General features: G+C 70.5%; 15 protein-coding genes. 9 read left to right on the top strand and 6 right to left on the bottom strand.

The window, feature by feature from the left end:
• Positions 1-513, bottom strand: a 513-nt coding sequence (locus G6045_RS31870) for a DUF6114 domain-containing protein (RefSeq protein ID WP_328707976.1), incomplete at its 3' end; no start/stop codon positions are given.
• Complete coding sequence (locus G6045_RS31865) at positions 504-1,025, bottom strand: DUF6230 family protein (RefSeq protein WP_206344448.1); 522 nt, start codon at positions 1,023-1,025, stop codon at positions 504-506. The genes G6045_RS31865 and G6045_RS31870, both read right to left, overlap by 10 nt.
• Before the next feature lie 251 nt (positions 1,026-1,276).
• Between G6045_RS31865 and G6045_RS31860 the strand changes: the two genes are divergently transcribed.
• The 3 genes from G6045_RS31860 to tyrS all read left to right on the top strand — a co-directional run bounded on the left by G6045_RS31860 (position 1,277) and on the right by tyrS (position 4,903).
• The gene (locus G6045_RS31860) at positions 1,277-1,903 is read left to right on the top strand and encodes a TetR/AcrR family transcriptional regulator (RefSeq protein WP_235968442.1); all 627 of its coding nucleotides are present in this window, start codon (positions 1,277-1,279) and stop codon (positions 1,901-1,903) included.
• A gap of 183 nt (positions 1,904-2,086) precedes the next feature.
• Entirely contained in the window at positions 2,087-3,490 is a 1,404-nt protein-coding gene (locus G6045_RS31855; protein ID WP_165335645.1) for a metallopeptidase TldD-related protein, read from the top strand.
• A 144-nt stretch (positions 3,491-3,634) separates the two neighbouring features.
• The gene (tyrS, locus tag G6045_RS31850; protein WP_165335644.1) at positions 3,635-4,903 is read left to right on the top strand and encodes a tyrosine--tRNA ligase; all 1,269 of its coding nucleotides are present in this window, start codon (positions 3,635-3,637) and stop codon (positions 4,901-4,903) included.
• Between the two features lie 93 nt (positions 4,904-4,996).
• Here the strand turns inward: tyrS and G6045_RS31845 are convergent, their stop codons facing one another.
• On the bottom strand, positions 4,997-5,278 hold the full coding sequence (locus G6045_RS31845; protein ID WP_165335643.1) for a GlsB/YeaQ/YmgE family stress response membrane protein: 282 nt from the start codon (positions 5,276-5,278) through the stop codon (positions 4,997-4,999).
• Between the two features lie 214 nt (positions 5,279-5,492).
• On the opposite strand from G6045_RS31845, the gene G6045_RS31840 reads away from it, so the two are divergent.
• Both G6045_RS31840 and G6045_RS31835 read left to right on the top strand, forming a co-directional pair.
• On the top strand, positions 5,493-5,876 hold the full coding sequence (locus tag G6045_RS31840) for a DUF3099 domain-containing protein (protein WP_165335642.1): 384 nt from the start codon (positions 5,493-5,495) through the stop codon (positions 5,874-5,876).
• Between the two features lie 220 nt (positions 5,877-6,096).
• Positions 6,097-6,324: a hypothetical protein gene (locus tag G6045_RS31835; RefSeq protein ID WP_165335641.1), complete on the top strand. Its 228-nt coding sequence runs from the start codon at positions 6,097-6,099 to the stop codon at positions 6,322-6,324.
• A 67-nt stretch (positions 6,325-6,391) separates the two neighbouring features.
• Here G6045_RS31835 and moaA read toward each other — a convergent pair whose 3' ends face one another.
• The 3 genes from moaA to G6045_RS31820 form a co-directional block, all read right to left on the bottom strand.
• A complete protein-coding gene (gene moaA / locus G6045_RS31830) occupies positions 6,392-7,384 on the bottom strand; it encodes a GTP 3',8-cyclase MoaA (protein WP_165335640.1) in 993 nt (330 codons plus the stop codon).
• 162 nt (positions 7,385-7,546) lie between these two features.
• On the bottom strand, positions 7,547-9,166 hold the full coding sequence (locus G6045_RS31825; RefSeq protein WP_165335639.1) for a solute symporter family protein: 1,620 nt from the start codon (positions 9,164-9,166) through the stop codon (positions 7,547-7,549).
• A complete protein-coding gene (locus G6045_RS31820; protein ID WP_165335638.1) occupies positions 9,163-9,525 on the bottom strand; it encodes a DUF485 domain-containing protein in 363 nt (120 codons plus the stop codon). Before G6045_RS31820 ends, G6045_RS31825 begins: the two co-directional genes overlap by 4 nt.
• A 349-nt stretch (positions 9,526-9,874) precedes the next feature.
• On the opposite strand from G6045_RS31820, the gene G6045_RS31815 reads away from it, so the two are divergent.
• The 4 genes from G6045_RS31815 (at position 9,875) to G6045_RS31800 (ending at position 15,402) form a co-directional block, all read left to right on the top strand.
• A complete protein-coding gene (locus G6045_RS31815) occupies positions 9,875-11,398 on the top strand; it encodes a S8 family peptidase (protein ID WP_165335637.1) in 1,524 nt (507 codons plus the stop codon).
• Between the two features lie 105 nt (positions 11,399-11,503).
• Positions 11,504-12,838 carry a CoA transferase gene (locus G6045_RS31810; RefSeq protein ID WP_165335636.1) on the top strand — a complete coding sequence of 445 codons (1,335 nt, stop codon included), beginning with the start codon at positions 11,504-11,506 and terminating at the stop codon, positions 12,836-12,838.
• A gap of 126 nt (positions 12,839-12,964) precedes the next feature.
• Positions 12,965-14,245, top strand: a complete 1,281-nt coding sequence (locus G6045_RS31805; protein WP_206344444.1) for a cytochrome P450 family protein — start codon at positions 12,965-12,967, stop codon at positions 14,243-14,245.
• 83 nt (positions 14,246-14,328) lie between these two features.
• Positions 14,329-15,402, top strand: a complete 1,074-nt coding sequence (locus G6045_RS31800) for a CopD family protein (protein ID WP_165335634.1) — start codon at positions 14,329-14,331, stop codon at positions 15,400-15,402.
• Positions 15,403-15,446: the final 44 nt, after the last annotated feature.

Here is a 15,446-nt window from a genome sequence, read left to right as displayed (position 1 = left end):
GCCCATCCCCGGCCCCCACACCGCGCCGGCCAGCACCACCGGAAGGAGCACCCCGAGGGTGCGGGTCCCCTGCCCGTCCCGTATCCGCGCCCGCTTGGCCTTCTCCTTGGCGTCCGGGTCGACCGGGGTCCAGCCGAAGCCCATCGCGCTGCCGGCGATGCCCAGGAGCATGCCGACGAGGAAGCCGCCGAGGTTGGTCGCGGCGAAGGAGAGCACCGACAGGATCAGGGCGTTGACGCTCACGTAGTGCCGGGTGTGCGGCAGCAGCCACAGGAAGAGGCCGGCCACGATCAGCGCGAGCCCGATGCCGATCGCCGCGATCCCGCCGAGACCGAGGCTGACCAGGACGGTGAGCGGCGACAGCGGTACGAGGAGCAGCTCGAGGCCGCCGAGGATCAGCAGCAGTCCGCCCCAGAACGGCCGTGTCCGGCGCCAGCGGCGCAGGACACGGCGCGCCTCGGGCAGCGGCAGCCGCCGGTCGAGCCATCCGCCGCCGTCGCGGTTCAGAAGCACTTCTTGCCGTCCAGGCTCACGTCGACGCGCATGCCCTTGAGGCGGAAGTTGCCGCCGGTCGCCGACCACGCGTTGGAGCGCACTCCGGCCACCTCGATGTCGCCGGCCTGCAGACCGAACTTGCCGGCCTCGCCCTTGACGCCCTCGACGCTGTCGAGGGTGGAGGCGTCCCGGCCGATCTGGGCGGTGCCGAAGCGGGCGTCGCCGACCAGGTCCTCGCCGTCGATGATCAGGTTGCTGGCCGTGACGTTCCCGGCCTCGCCGCCCGCCGTCAGCTTGAACACGACCGTGCCGACCGGGGTCTTCACTTCCGCGGCCTGGCAGATGTCGGAGAGCGTGGCATCGCCGATGCCGAGGAGAGCGACCGGATGGCCCTTGCCGTCGACCGAGCGGTCCACCTGGACGTAGGAGGCGAGCCCCTCGCTGGTGAGCTTGCCCGAGGAGACCTGGAAACTCGTGCCGGAGACGGCGAAGGACGCGGCCAGCGCGCCTTGGGCCATCACCGAGGCCATCAGACCGACGCAGAGCACGGCCGGCAGGGCGACGACCGCGGTCTTCTTCCAGTTGGTTCTGCCCACTTCGGTGGGCCGCTGCTGTGAGCTCACGTTGCCTCCCGTACGTCGTCCACGTGCGCAGGGGCGGTGCGTGGCCGGATGCGGGAGCGTGCCGCATGCGGCCCGTTCTCTCGCGGAGCGTCGACGCAGGTCGGCAGGGGGCGCCATACTGCGGGCATTCCGCGGGCAGTTGGAGACTAGGGCGCAATTTGAATAATAGTCAACAGCGTGGCGGCACCGAGCGTTCACAGGCACGCCGCGCCGAACTCATCGCCATTGGAAGGAAGTTGTTCGCCGACACGTCCTACGACGCGTTGTCGATGGACGACATCGCCCAGCGCGCAGGTGTCGCGAAGGGCTTGTTCTACTACTACTTCAAGTCGAAGCGCGGCTACTACCTGGCCATTGTCGAGGACTCGATCGCCGGACTCGTGGCACGGGCGGGCAGCGCCAAGGAGCTGCCGCGCACGATCCGCGTCCACCGCACGATCGACGGCTATCTGCGCTATGCCGAGCAGCACCGGGCGGCGTACCACGCGATCGTGACGGGCGGCGTGGGCTTCGACGCCGAGGTGCTCGCGATCCGCGACACCGTGCGCGAGGAGCTGATCGCCACGATCGCCGAGGGCGCGTACGGCCGGCGGGACATCCCGCCGCTCGCCCGGCTCGCCCTGGTCGGCTGGCTCAGCGGCGTGGAGGGCGTGACTCTCGACTGGCTCGGCCGCATGGAGCCGGACCGCGACACGGTGCGGGAGCTCCTGGTACGGCAGCTGCGCCGGACGCTCGACACGATCGAGGAGCTCCTGCCGGACTGGCCGGCGCCCGAGCCGGATTAGCCGGAGGAGGCGGTCACGTCTGAGCCGGCGCTCGCGCATCGGCGCCTCCGGTGGAGTGCGGCACCACTCGCACACGCCCCTGGCGTCATGTCCGACCGATGTACAGGCGCTCCCCGACTGATATATGGAGAGGACACCCACGCGGGTGGACCACACCGACAGCAGCACACAGGAGGCGGATCGATGAGTTCTCGTACGACCCCACCGCACGAGATCGTCGAGCGGGCCCTCGACCTGTCCACCGCCGACGGGTGCGTGGTGATCGCCGACGAGGAGTCGAGCGCCAACCTGCGCTGGGCGGGCAACGCGCTGACCACCAACGGGGTCACGCGCGGCCGCACCCTCACCGTGATCGCCACCGTCGACGGCAAGGAGGGCACCGCCTCGGGGGTCGTCTCGCGCTCGGCCGTCACCGCCGATGACCTCGCGGATCTCGTACGGGCCGCGGAGAAGGCCGCGCGGGACGGCGAACCGGCCGAGGACGCACAGGAGTTGGTGACCGGCACGCCCGCGTCGCCGGACTTCCTCGACTCCCCCGCCGAGACCTCATCGGCCGTCTTCGCCGAGTTCGCCCCGGCACTCGGCGAGGCCTTCGCCCGCGCCCGCTCCGGGGGACGCGAGCTGTACGGGTTCGCCCACCACGAGATGACCTCGAGCTATGTCGGTACGTCGACAGGGCTGCGCCTGCGGCACGACCAGCCCAACGGCACCCTCGAGCTGAACGCCAAATCCCCGGACCGTACGCGCTCGGCCTGGGCCGGACGCTCGACGCGGGACTTCAAGGACGTGGACCCGGGGGCTCTCGACACCGAGCTCGCGCAGCGCCTGGGCTGGGCCGAGCGGCGCATCGAGCTGCCGGCCGGACGCTACGAGACGCTGCTTCCGCCGACCGCCGTCGCGGATCTGCTGATCTACCAGTACTGGTCGGCCGCGGGCCGCGACGCCGTCGAGGGCCGCACCGTCTTCTCCAGGCCCGGAGGCGGTACGCGGATCGGCGAGCGGCTCAGCGAGCTGCCGCTGACCCTGCGCAGCGATCCCGCGGAGCCGGGCCTGGAATCCGCGCCGTTCGTGATCGCGCACGCCTCGGGCGACACCGCCTCGGTCTTCGACAACGGGCTGCCGCTCGCGCCGACCGAGTGGATCCGCGAGGGCGAGCTGGCCCATCTGCTCACGACCCGGCACAGCGCGGGCCTCACCGGCCTGCCGCTCGCCCCCGACATCGACAATCTGATCCTGGAGGGCGGCGGCGACCGCACGCTGGACGAGATGGTCGCGGCCACGAACCATCGTGGGCCCTGCCTGCTGCTCACCTGCCTCTGGTACATCCGCGAGGTCGACCCGGCGACCCTGCTGCTCACCGGGCTCACCCGGGACGGGGTCTATCTCGTCGAGAACGGTGAGGTGGTCGGCGAGGTGAACAACTTCCGGTTCAACGAGTCACCGGTCGATCTGCTCGGCCGGGCCTCGGAGGCGGGCCGTACCGAGAAGACGCTGCCGCGCGAGTGGGGCGACTACTTCACCCGCGCCGCGATGCCGCCGCTGCGGGTGCCGGACTTCAACATGAGTTCGGTGAGCCAGGGGGTGTGAGCCGGGGCGGCCGCCGCATGTGACCAAAGGCCGCGATCTTGCGGACTGGAATCCGGTCGGCTCCGGGCCGCCGCCCCCATAGACTGGTGAAGCGCCCGCGGCTGACCGCGGGCGCTTCGACCACTCCCGAGGAGACCCACGATCGTGACGGACATCGTCGACGAGCTGAAGTGGCGCGACCTGATCGCGCTCTCCACCGACGAAGAAGCCCTGCGCAAGGCTTTTGCGGACGGCCCCGTCACGTTCTATTGCGGCTTCGACCCGACCGCGCCCAGCCTGCACCTCGGCAACCTGGTCCAGATCCTGACCATGCGCCGGATCCAGCTCGCGGGCAACCGTCCGCTCGGCCTCGTCGGCGGCGCCACCGGTCTGATCGGCGACCCCAAGCCGACGGCCGAGCGCACGCTGAACGACCCGGCGGTCGTCGCCGAGTGGGTGGGCCGCCTGCGCGGCCAGATCGAGCGCTTCCTCGACTTCGAGGGACCGTACGCGGCCACCATGGTGAACAACCTGGACTGGACGCAGGACATGTCCGCGATCGAGTTCCTGCGTGACATCGGCAAGTACTTCCGCGTCAACAAGATGATCGCGAAGGAGGCCGTCTCGCGGCGGCTCAACTCCGACGCGGGCATCAGCTACACGGAGTTCAGCTACCAGATCCTGCAGGGCATGGACTTCCTGGAGCTGTACCGGCGCCACGGCTGCACCCTGCAGACCGGCGGCAGCGACCAGTGGGGCAACCTCACCTCGGGCACCGACCTGATCCACCGGGTCGAGCCCGAAGCCGGGGTGCACGCCCTTGCCACGCCGCTGATCACCAAGGCGGACGGCACCAAGTTCGGCAAGACGGAGTCGGGCACGGTCTGGCTGGACGCCGAGCGCACCACGCCGTACGCCTTCTACCAGTTCTGGCTGAACGCGGACGACCGCGACGTCTCCAAGTTCCTGCGCATCTTCAGCTTCAAGTCCCGCGAGGAGATCGAGGAGCTGGAGAAGCTGACGGAGGAGCGCCCGCAGGCCCGCGCGGCCCAGCGCGCGCTCGCCGAGGAGCTCACGACGCTGGTGCACGGCGCCGACCAGTGCGCCGCGGTCATCAACGCCTCGAAGGCGCTGTTCGGCCAGGGTGAGCTGGGCGATCTCGACGAGGCGACGCTGGCCGCCGCCCTGTCCGAGCTGCCGCACGCCCAGGTCACCGAGCTCGGCCTGGTCACCGACCTGTTCGCCGAGGTCGGCCTGGTCGCCTCGAAGTCGGCCGCGCGCCGCACCGTGAAGGAGGGCGGCGCGTACGTGAACAACGTCAAGGTCGCCGCCGAGGACGCGGTGGCCGACCGTGACCAGCTCCTTCACGGCCGCTGGCTGGTCCTGCGGCGCGGCAAGAAGAACCTGGCGGCGGTCGAACTCGTCGCCGGCTGACGGCTACGGCCGGCCGGCAACACGTACGACGAAGAGGGGCCGGTCCGCGGTGGACCGGCCCCTCTTCGTATCGGTCTGACTTCGGCGGCAGTGTCAGGTGACCTGTTTGCTGCTGCCGCCCTTGACCGCCTTGTAGATCATGTCGCCCAGGAAGACGAGCACGACCGCGGCCGCGATCTGGAGCGCATGACGGCCCCAGTCGATGCCCTTGGTCTCGTCGATGCCGAAGCCGGCGGCGAGCGAGTTGCCGACGACACCGCCGATGATGCCCAGAATGGTCGTCATCCACAGCGGCATGTGCTGCTTGCCCGGAAGGATCGCCTTCGCGAGCAGGCCCAGCACAAATCCCACAATGATCGCCCACAACCAGCCCATGACGGCCTCCTCATATGCGCACGGGTGAGCAGTACCGCCAGTCTCCGCCCCTCCTCCATACGGCGCATGTCGGGCACACCCATACGTGGTACGGCGCAGTACATACGCCCAGGCAGGGGCCGACCCGGTCTCGAATGCGGCGCAGGCCCGGCGTAACGTGGAGGCGTGTCCGGTCCGGGGAGAGTCCGGCAGCTCGAGCGGGTGGTGGAACGTGATGCGGAAGCAGCACACAGGGGGCGGAGCCGAGGTCTTCCGGATCACCGGGGCGCGGCAGTCCCTCGCGGACGATGTGCGCGGCAGGCAGCGCCGCTACATCATCTCGATGTCGATCCGCACACTGTCCGTGATTCTCGCGGCCGTGCTGTGGAACGTGGAGCGGCATGTGGCGATCGTCGCGCTCGCCGCCGGTGTCCTGCTCCCTTACATCGCGGTCGTGATCGCCAACGCCGGGCGGGAGAACGCCCCTTCGCTTCCCTCGGCCTATGTACAGGCCCCCGTACGCCCGATGCTGCCGCCGCCCGGAGCGCCGGGTCCGGCGGAATCCGCCCCGGAATCCGCGGCGCACGAGGCCGGGGACGGGGCGGGCGGGCGGAGCTGACCTGCACCGGTCTGCAAAGCTCAAGAAAAGCTCAGATCAATCATGTAGTTCCGGTGCACCGCACGGGGTCCCCCGTGACATACTTCGTACGCGCTCCGCATCCCCCGTCGGAGCGACGGACCGACGCCGGGCAGCTCCCCCCGTGGCTGCTCGGCGTCGCCTTTTCCGGAGCGTTTCGGAGCGTTTTCGAGGCCGGTCGCGGCCCGGTTAGGGTTGAGGCGTGATCTTCCCCGAACCCTCCATCGACACCCCTCAGTGCTCGGCCAAGGGCTGCCGTGCCGACGCCCAGTGGGTGCTCGCCTGGAACAACCCGAAGCTGCACACCCCGGACCGGCGCAAGACCTGGCTCGCGTGCGACGAGCACCGTGAGCAGCTGTCCCAATTCCTGGGTGTACGAGGGTTCTTGAAGGATGTCGTGCGGCTCGCCGACTGGGAGTCCGCGCAGTAGGAGGCGGACATACGCGGAGGGCGGCCCCTGGGTCGGGGGCCGCCCTCCGCGTATGAGCGAAAAGAGCTCAGCCGCCGATCGCCGACATCGGGCGGCTGGGCTGCAGGAAGGTGGGGTCGTCGAGGCCGGAGCCGGCCTTCTTGCCCCACATCGCCAGCTTCCACAGCCGGGCCACCTCGTCGTCCGAGGAGTCCTCGGCGCGCAGGGCCGCCCGCAGATCGGTCTCCTCGGTGGCGAACAGGCACGTGCGCACCTGGCCGTCGGCCGTCAGGCGCGTACGGTCGCAGGCGCGGCAGAACGGGCGGGTCACCGAGGCGATCACGCCGACCGTGTGGTGGCTGCCGTCCACGATCCAGCGCTCGGCCGGTGCGGAACCGCGCTCCTCCTGGCCCTCCTCGGTAAGGGTGAAGCGGGTGCGCAGCGACTGCAGGATGTCACCGGCGGTGATCATGCCGTCGCGCTTCCAGCCATGCTGGGCGTCGAGCGGCATCTGCTCGATGAACCGCAGCTCATAGTCGTTCTCGATCGCCCACGCGAGCAGGTCGGGGGCCTCGTCGTCATTGAGTCCGGGCATCAGGACCGCATTGACCTTGACCGGGGTCAGACCGGCCTCGCGGGCCGCGGCCATGCCGTCGAGGACATCCTGGTGGCGGTCACGGCGGGTGAGGGTCTTGAAGACGTCGGGGCGCAGGGTGTCGAGCGAGACGTTCACGCGGTCGAGGCCGGCGGCCTTGAGAGCGGTGGCGGTGCGCTTGAGTCCGATGCCGTTGGTGGTCAGGGACATCTTGGGGCGCGGCTCCAGGGCGGCGACGCGCTCCACGATGCCGACGATCCCGGGGCGGAGCAGCGGCTCGCCGCCGGTGAAGCGGACCTCTTCGATGCCGAGCCGGGTGACGGCGATACGGATCAGCCGGACGATCTCGTCGTCGGTGAGCAGATCGGGCTTGGCCAGCCACTGCAGGCCCTCTTCGGGCATGCAGTAGGTGCACCGCAGATTGCACCGGTCGGTCAGCGAGACCCGCAGATCGGTGGCCACGCGGCCGAACGTGTCGATGAGCACGTGGGGCCCCTCCCTTGGCTACGCAGTTGATCCGTACTTACTCCTACGAGCCTACGCGAGGGCGGTGACAGTCATCAGGGTGTTGATCCCACAGCGACCAGCACGGCCGCGTCGTAGGTCTCTACGACGCGGCCGTGGGCCGGGCGGACATCCGTGATGCGGTCAGTGCGCACCGGTACCGGTGAGCGAGCGCACCTCGAGCTCCGCGTACTTGCCGGTGTCGGGCTCCTCCTTGGACAGGACCGTGCCGAGCCAGCCCATCAGGAAGCCGAACGGGATGGAGATCAGGCCCGGGTTCTTCAGCGGGAACCAGGCGAAGTCCACGCCCGGGAACATCGCCTTCGGGTCGCCGGAGACGACCGGCGAGAAGAGCACCAGACCGACGGCCACGATCAGACCGCCGTAGATCGACCACAGCGCGCCCTGGGTGGTGAAGCGCTTCCAGAACAGGCTGTAGAGGATCGTCGGCAGGTTGGCCGAGGCCGCGACCGCGAAGGCGAGCGCGACCAGGCCGGCGACGTTGAGGTCACGGGCCATGGCGCCGAGCAGGATCGACACGGCGCCGATGCCGATGGTGGCCAGGCGTGCGGCGCGCATCTCCTCCTTCTCGGTGGCCTTGCCCCTGCGGATGACGTTCGCGTAGATGTCGTGCGCGAACGACGACGAGGACGCCAGGGTCAGGCCCGCGACCACGGCCAGGATGGTGGCGAAGGCGACCGCGGAGATCACCGCGAGCAGGATCGCGCCCCAGGCCGAATCGACACCGCCGATATGCAGGGCGAGCAGCGGGGCCGCCGTATTGCCCGATGGATTGGACGCGATGATCTCGTCCTGTGAGATCAGGGCCGCCGCGCCGAAGCCGAGCGCGATGGTCATCAGGTAGAAGCCGCCGATGATGCCGATCGCCCAGTTCACGGACTTACGGGCGGCCTTGGCGTTGGGCACCGTGTAGAAGCGGATCAGGATGTGCGGCAGGCCCGCGGTGCCGAGCACCAGGGCGATGCCGAGCGAGATGAAGTCGAGCTTCGTGGTGCCGTTCAGGCCGTACTGAAGTCCTGGCTCCAGGAACGCCGAGCCCTTGCCGCTCTTCTCGGCGGCCTGGCCGAGCAGGTCGGAGATGTTGAAGTTGAACTTGAGCAGCACCAGGAAGGTGATCAGGAGCGTGCCGCCGATGAGCAGGACGGCCTTGACCATCTGGACCCAGGTGGTGCCCTTCATACCGCCGATGGACACGTACACGATCATCAGGACGCCGACGAGGGCGACGATGGCGATCTTGCCGGCGTCGGTGGTGATGCCGAGGAGCAGCGAGACGAGCACGCCGGCGCCCGCCATCTGCGCGAGCAGATAGAAGATCGAGACGACGATGGTCGAGGTGCCCGCGGCCGTACGCACCGGACGCTGCCGCATGCGGTACGCGAGGACGTCGCCCATCGTGTAGCGGCCGGAGTTGCGCAGCGGCTCGGCGACGAGCAGCAGCGCCACCAGCCAGGCGACGAGGAAGCCGATCGAGTAGAGGAAGCCGTCGTAGCCGAACAGCGCGATGGCGCCCGCGATGCCGAGGAACGACGCGGCCGACATGTAGTCGCCGGAGACCGCGAGTCCGTTCTGGAACGCGCTGAACGAGCGTCCGCCCGCGTAGAAGTCGGCCGCGTCCTTGGTCTGCCGGCCCGCCCAGATCGTGATGAAGAGGGTGGCGACGACGAAGACCGCGAACAGCGAGATGATCAGCGGCCGGTGCTCGCTCGCCTCATTGGCCGCGAGCGTGATCATGGGGCTCATGCGCCGCCCTCCAGACGGGACTTGATCGCCTCGGCCTTGGGGTCGAGCTGCGCGGCGGCGTGCTTCGAGTACCACCAGGCGATGAGGAACGTGGTGACGAACTGGGCGATACCGAAGATGAACGCGACGTTGATATTGCCGAAGAGCTTGGTGCCCATGAAGCCGCCCGCATAGTTCGAGAGCAGCACGTACAGCAGGTACCAGGTGATGAACGCGATCGTGAGCGGGAAGGCGAAGGAGCGGTGCGCACGGCGCAGTTCACCGAACTCCGCGCTTTCCTGGACTTCGCGGTACGCCTCGGTCGACGGCGTCACGGGATCTGTACCGCCCTTCGACGGCGGTGGTGCGTCGGTGGCCACGGGGACTCCTTGCGCGACGGATGCGGTGGTTGGGGACATACGACCTCGCAGTTACGGGGACCACCGGATCCGGAGGGCGAGTCGGTCCTCCGGCAGGTGGTCCGGCAGGGGGCTGATGCTGGCTTCTCCCCCTGCCAACCGCACGGCGACACACGCGATGTGGTTCAACGCCCCACCCGTTCTGTCGGAAACTTTTCCGCCCGGTTCCGCCACCCCATTGCTGCGGCCTGAGCTGGGGCGCTAGCTTCGCGTTCGTTGTATGCGTCAACTGCCAGGACCTCACCACCGGTTCGGGTGCGGCGCGTGCAGCGCAAGAGCGTTCCCTCACAACGGATGAAGTGGAGACCCCATGTCTCATCTGCGTTCCAGACGGCGTCGCCTGGCCGCGCCGCTGGGCCTGGTCCTCGCCCTGGCCACGCTCGGCATCGCGCCGGCCGCCCAGGCTGTGACCCCGGCCGACGCACCGGCCGCTTCGACGCAGACCGGTCCGAAACTGCCGTATGTGGTGAACACGCGGACGGACCACCGCACGATCGCCGCCGTGGAGAAGGCGATAGCCAAGGCCGGCGGCGACATAGTCGTCACGTACCGGCAGATCGGCGTGATCGTCGTCCACTCGACGAACCCCGCGTTCGGCGAGCAGATACGCAAGGTACGCGGCGTGCAGAGCGCGGGCGCCACCCGTACCGCACCGCTCGCACCGGCCGGCATCACCCAGGAGGGCGGCACCGACCGGCTCTCGGCCGCCGAGGCGGCGCAGCTCGCCGATGCGGCGGGCCCGGAGCAGGAGCCGCTCGAGGCGGATCAGTGGGGCCTGCGGGCGATCGGCGCGGACAAGGCCGCGAAGATCAACCCGGGCAGCGCGAAGGTGACCGTCGGTGTCATCGACACCGGCGTGGACGACACCCACCCGGACCTCGCGCCCAACTTCTCGGCCGGACAGTCCGCGAACTGTGTGGGCGGCAAGGCCGACACGACGGCCGGAGCCTGGCGTCCCTACCAGCCGTCGCACGACCACGGCACGCATGTGGCGGGCGAGATCGCCTCGTCGCGCAACGGTGTCGGTGTCGCCGGTGTGGCACCCGGTGTGAAGGTCGCGGCGATCAAGGTCTCCGAGCCGGACACCCAGCTCTTCTTCCCGGAGAGCGTGGTCTGTGCCTTCGTGTTCGCCGCGGACAAGGGCATCGAGATCACCAACAACAGCTACTACGTGGACCCGTGGCTGTACAACTGCCTGAACGACCCTGACCAGCGGGCCATCGTCGACGCGGTCAACCGGGCCCAGCTGTACGCCAAGGGCAAGGGCACCCTGAACGTGGCGGCCGCGGGCAACTCCAACCACGACCTCGACTCCGACGCGATCGTGGACGACTCGAGCCCCGACGACTCGACGCCGGTCGAGCGCACCATCGACCCGCACGAGTGCTTCGACATCCCGACCCAGCTGCCGGGGGTCGTGACCGTGTCGGCGACGGGTCCGAAGGGCGCCAAGTCCTTCTACTCGACGTACGGCAACGGCGTCATCGACGTGGCGGCGCCGGGCGGCGACAGCCGGGTCCCGGCGGACACCCCGTCGAAGAACGGCCGGATCCTCTCGACGCTGCCGGGCGGCGGCTGGGGCTTCAAGCAGGGCACGTCCATGGCCTCGCCGATGGCGTCGGGTGTCGCGGCGCTCCTGAAGAGCAAGTACCCGTGGGCGGGTCCGACGGCGCTGCAGGCGATGCTCAAGGCGCAGGCCGACAACCCGGGCTGCCCCGTCGAGCCGTACGACCCGGACGGTGACGGTGTCGTGGACGCGGTGTGCGAGGGCGGCAAGCGCACGAACGGCTTCTACGGAACCGGGATCGTGGACGCGCTGGACGCCGTGAAGTGACCCTCACGTAATGCTGTGTGCTGCGGGCCGCCCCGTCGGGGCGGCCCGCAGTTCCGTTCCCCCAGGCCCCCGCTTCGGGGGCCTCATGCTTTCCGGAGGCCCGGTTTGACCATCTCGGATCCTGTCGTTCCTGTCTGGCAGGCGCTCGGCGGCGACCCCGCCCTGCTGTCGCGCATCACCCACCGCGGCGCCGGTGACGTACTGCCCGCGCGGCTTCCCGTGCTGACCGCCGCGCGCACCTGTGTCACGGTGTGCGCCCTGGCTGCCGCGGAGTTCGCGGGCGACGGCGGTACGGCGGGGGCGGTGACGGTCGACGACGGGGCCGTCGCCACGGCGTTCGTCAGCGAGCGCCATCTGCGGGTCGGCGGGCGGGCGCCGGAGAACTTCGCGCCGCTGTCGCGGATGTGGCGCACGGCCGACGGCTGGGTGCGCACGCACGCCAACTACCCGTGGCACCGCGCGGCGTTGCTGTCCGCGCTCGGCACGGACGCGGACGGCCTCGGAGCCGAGATCGCCGGGCGCACGGCCGTGGACGTCGAGGACACGGTGTACGCGGCGGGCGGGCTCGCGGTCGCGCTGCGCTCGCCGAAGGAGTGGGCGGCCCATGAGCAGGGGGCTGAGGTGGCGCGGCGGCCCCTGCTGAACCTGGACCGGATCGGCGATGCGCCGGCCGTACGCGAACGGGGCGGCCGGCTCCGGGTCCTGGACCTCAGCCGGGTCCTCGCGGGCCCCGTCGCCACCCGCACGCTGGCACTGCTCGGCGCCGACGTGCTGCGGATCGACACCCCTGAGCGGCCCGAACTGCCCGATCAGCACGCGGACACCGGCTTCGGCAAGCGCTCGACGCTGCTCGATCTGGGGCGGGCCGCGGACCACCGCACGTTCGAGGAGCTGCTCGCCGAAGCCGATGTGGTGGTCACCGGATACCGCCCCGGATCGCTCGACCGCTTCGGCCTCTCCCCCGCCGCGCTGGCCGAGCGCCGGCCCGGTGTGGTCGTGGCGCGGCTTTCGGCGTGGGGCGGTTACGGACCGTGGGCCGGCCGGCGCGGGTTCGACTCGCTGGTGCAGGTGGCCACCGGGATCGCGGCCGTCGAGGGGACGGACGAGCGGCCGGGCGTGCTGCCGGCGCAGGCGCTCGACCATGGCACCGGGTATCTGCTCGCGGCGGGCGTGCTGCGGGCGCTGACGGAGCGCCGGACGGCGGGCGGCACCTGGCACGTGGAGGGCGCGCTCGCGCAGACGGCGCACTGGCTGTGCGGACTGCCGTCGGCCGCGGCTCCCGAGGGGGCGTACGAGAGCGAGCGCCATCTGGCCGAGACGGACGGCCCGCTGGGCCGGCTGCGGTACGCCAAGTCCCCGGTGACGTTCACGGGCGGACCTGCCGACTGGCCGGCGGGGCCGGGGCGCTGGGGCGCCGATCCGGCGCGCTGGAGCGGGTGAAGCCCTTCCCGTACGGGCGGGTCAAGCCCTTCCCGTACGAGCGGGTGAAGCCCCTTCCCTCGTAAGGGAGTTGACCGACACCATCACCCGTGTCCTGCATCCCGCCGCTCGCTCGTGGAGGTCACGTTGAACCCGTCCCCGCCCGCCCTCGCCATCGACCCGTTGGTCCAGGATCTCGACGGCGAGACCGCCCGGCTGCGCGCGGCCGGGCCCCTCGCCCGGATCGATCTGCTCGGTGTGCCCGCCTGGACGGTCACCTCGCAGCCCGTGGCCCGGCGGCTGCTCACGGACTCCCGGCTGGTCAAGGACATCAATCAGTGGGGCCTGTTCGCCTCCGGCGAGGTCACGCACGCCTGGCCGCTGATCGGCATGGTCGACGTACCGCCGTCGATGTTCACCACGGACGGCGCCGAGCACCGGCGGCTGCGGACGAAGATCGCGCAGGCGCTGACGGCCCGTCGGGTCGAGGAGCTGCGGCCGGTGGTCGAGCGGTACACCGCGCAGCTGCTCGACGAGCTGGCCGCGCAGGCGAAGGAGGCACCGGGTGCGGCCGTGGACCTCAAGCCCGCGTTCGCCGGACCGCTGCCGATGGCCGTGGTCTGCTCCCTGATGGGGGTGGCCGAGTCCGAGATCCCGCGGCAGATGAAGCTCTGGAAGGCCTTCTTCTCCATGCTCACCCCGCAGGACGAGCGGCTCGCGGTGATGGCGGAGATCTACGGGATCTTCCTCGGCATGGTCCACGAGAAGAAGGCCGCGCCCGGCGACGATCTCACCAGCGCGCTGATCCTGGCGGACGAGGGCGGTGCGCCGATGAGCCAGGAGGAGGTGGCCGGCAATCTCCAGTCGATGATCGCGGCCGGCCACGAGACCACGATCGCGCTCATCCTCAGTGCCGTACGGGGGCTGCTCACGCACCCCGACCAGCTGGCCCTGGTGCTCGACGGCACCGTCTCCTGGGAGGCCGTGATCGAGGAGGCACTGCGCTGGGATCCGCCGGTGACGCATCTGCTCATGCGGTTCGCGACCGAGGACATCGTGGTCGCGGATGGGGGTACCCCCTGCTCGAGCGGAGCCGAGAGCTTGGGGGACGACGGGTTCGTGATCGGGAAGGGTGAGGGCGTCGTGATGTCGTACCGGGCCATCGGCCGCGACACCGGCTTCCACGGCCCCGACGCCGATTCCTTCGATGTCACCCGGGCGGACGCCGCCCGCCACATCGCCTTCGGGCACGGTCCGCACATCTGCCCGGGTGCCGCGCTCTCGCGCCTGGAGGCGGCGATCGCGCTGCCCGCGCTGTTCGCCCGCTTCCCCGGTCTGCGGCTCGCGGTGCCGTCCGAAGAGCTGCGCAAGGCGCCGGTGCTGACGCAGAACGATTTGGAGGCGTTGCCGGTGGTGCTTGGCGGCTGACGCCCGGCATCCAGGGTCTGACGGGCCACCAGTTCAGCCGTGAACCGTTGCCATAATCAGACTGTTTCCGTCAAAATCGATCAATGACCGTATCCCGCCCCTCCGTTGCGGCCGCCGGGGCCGAGTCCGCCGAGGACACCGACGGCAGCGTGGGACCTGACGCCCCGTCGGCCGCCGAGCGAAGATCCGCGCTGCGGCGCGGCGGGGCCGTCGTGGTGCTCGTCCTGCTCGCCGCCCTGGTGCCGCTGCTCGGCCCCGACCTCGCCCTGTACGAGTCGGGTGAGGCGGCGGCGCCCGGGATCGACCTGGTCACCCTCCTGCGTACGGTCATGTTCGGCGCCCTGTGCGTGCTCGCCGGACACGCGGCGGACGGGTGGCTGACCCGCAGGGTGCCGGACGCGCCCGAGCCGCGCCCCGCGAACTGGTCGGGAACCGCGGCCTTCCTCGGCGCGCTGGCCGCGGTGGGGCTCGCGCTGATCGTGGCCAACGGCAACATCCCGCCGGACACCCTGTCCGAACTGCGGCCCGGCCGGCTGTGGCAGACGACGGACGGACGGCTCGCGCTCCTGGAGGTCAACGCGTTCATCGCGGCCGGGTTCTGCGCCCAGTCCCGCCGCCCGGGCAGCGCGGCCCTGCCGCTCGCGGTGGTCGCCGCGGCGGAGGCGCTGCGGGCCCACCCGTCCATCGGCCCCGAGGAGGATCCGCTGGTCGGCAGCGCGCTGACCTTCGTCCACCTCGCCTCGGCCACACTCTGGGCCGGTGGCCTGCTGTGGGTGCTGCGCACGATGCGGCTCTGGCGGCCGTGGCCCCGGCCGGCGGCCGCGCTGCTCGGGCTCTACGCGCGGGTCGCGGCGGTGCTGTTCGCCGCGATCACCGCCTCGGGCATCTGCTCGACGCTGCGCAAGCTGCCGCTCGACTCGGTGTTCACCACCGCGTACGGGCGGGTGCTCTTCGCCAAGCTGCTGCTTGTGGTCGTGATCGCGGGGCTTGCGGTGTTGGCCAGGGTTCGTCTTGGCCGCTCGCAGCGTGGTGATCCGTGGGCGGCGATGGTGCCGGCCCGGGCCGAGGTGGTGCTGCTCGGCTTGGTGGTCGCCGTGTCGGCGCTGCTCACGGCGGTGCCTGCGCCTATCTGGTGGGATCGGCCGCTCTGGGGGTGACGGGGAGGGATTTTTTCCCCTACCCGCCCCTTCCCGAAACTGGG

The organism is Streptomyces mesophilus, from assembly GCF_011044995.1.
Lineage (GTDB): Bacteria > Actinomycetota > Actinomycetes > Streptomycetales > Streptomycetaceae > Streptomyces > Streptomyces mesophilus.
Note: the sequence above shows the minus strand (reverse complement) of the source record. Positions and strands in the feature narration are given on the sequence as shown.

Bases quoted from the DNA above. Each gene is read 5' to 3' on its own strand.
- G6045_RS31865 (WP_206344448.1), bottom strand. From the start codon at position 1,025: ATGGCCTCGGTGATGGCCCAAGGCGCGCTGGCCGCGTCCTTCGCCGTC.
- G6045_RS31855 (WP_165335645.1), top strand. From the start codon at position 2,087: ATGAGTTCTCGTACGACCCCACCGCACGAGATCGTCGAGCGGGCCCTC.
- G6045_RS31845 (WP_165335643.1), bottom strand. From the start codon at position 5,278: ATGGGCTGGTTGTGGGCGATCATTGTGGGATTTGTGCTGGGCCTGCTC.
- G6045_RS31840 (WP_165335642.1), top strand. From the start codon at position 5,493: ATGCGGAAGCAGCACACAGGGGGCGGAGCCGAGGTCTTCCGGATCACC.
- G6045_RS31825 (WP_165335639.1), bottom strand. From the start codon at position 9,166: ATGAGCCCCATGATCACGCTCGCGGCCAATGAGGCGAGCGAGCACCGG.
- G6045_RS31815 (WP_165335637.1), top strand. From the start codon at position 9,875: ATGTCTCATCTGCGTTCCAGACGGCGTCGCCTGGCCGCGCCGCTGGGC.
- G6045_RS31800 (WP_165335634.1), top strand. From the start codon at position 14,329: ATGACCGTATCCCGCCCCTCCGTTGCGGCCGCCGGGGCCGAGTCCGCC.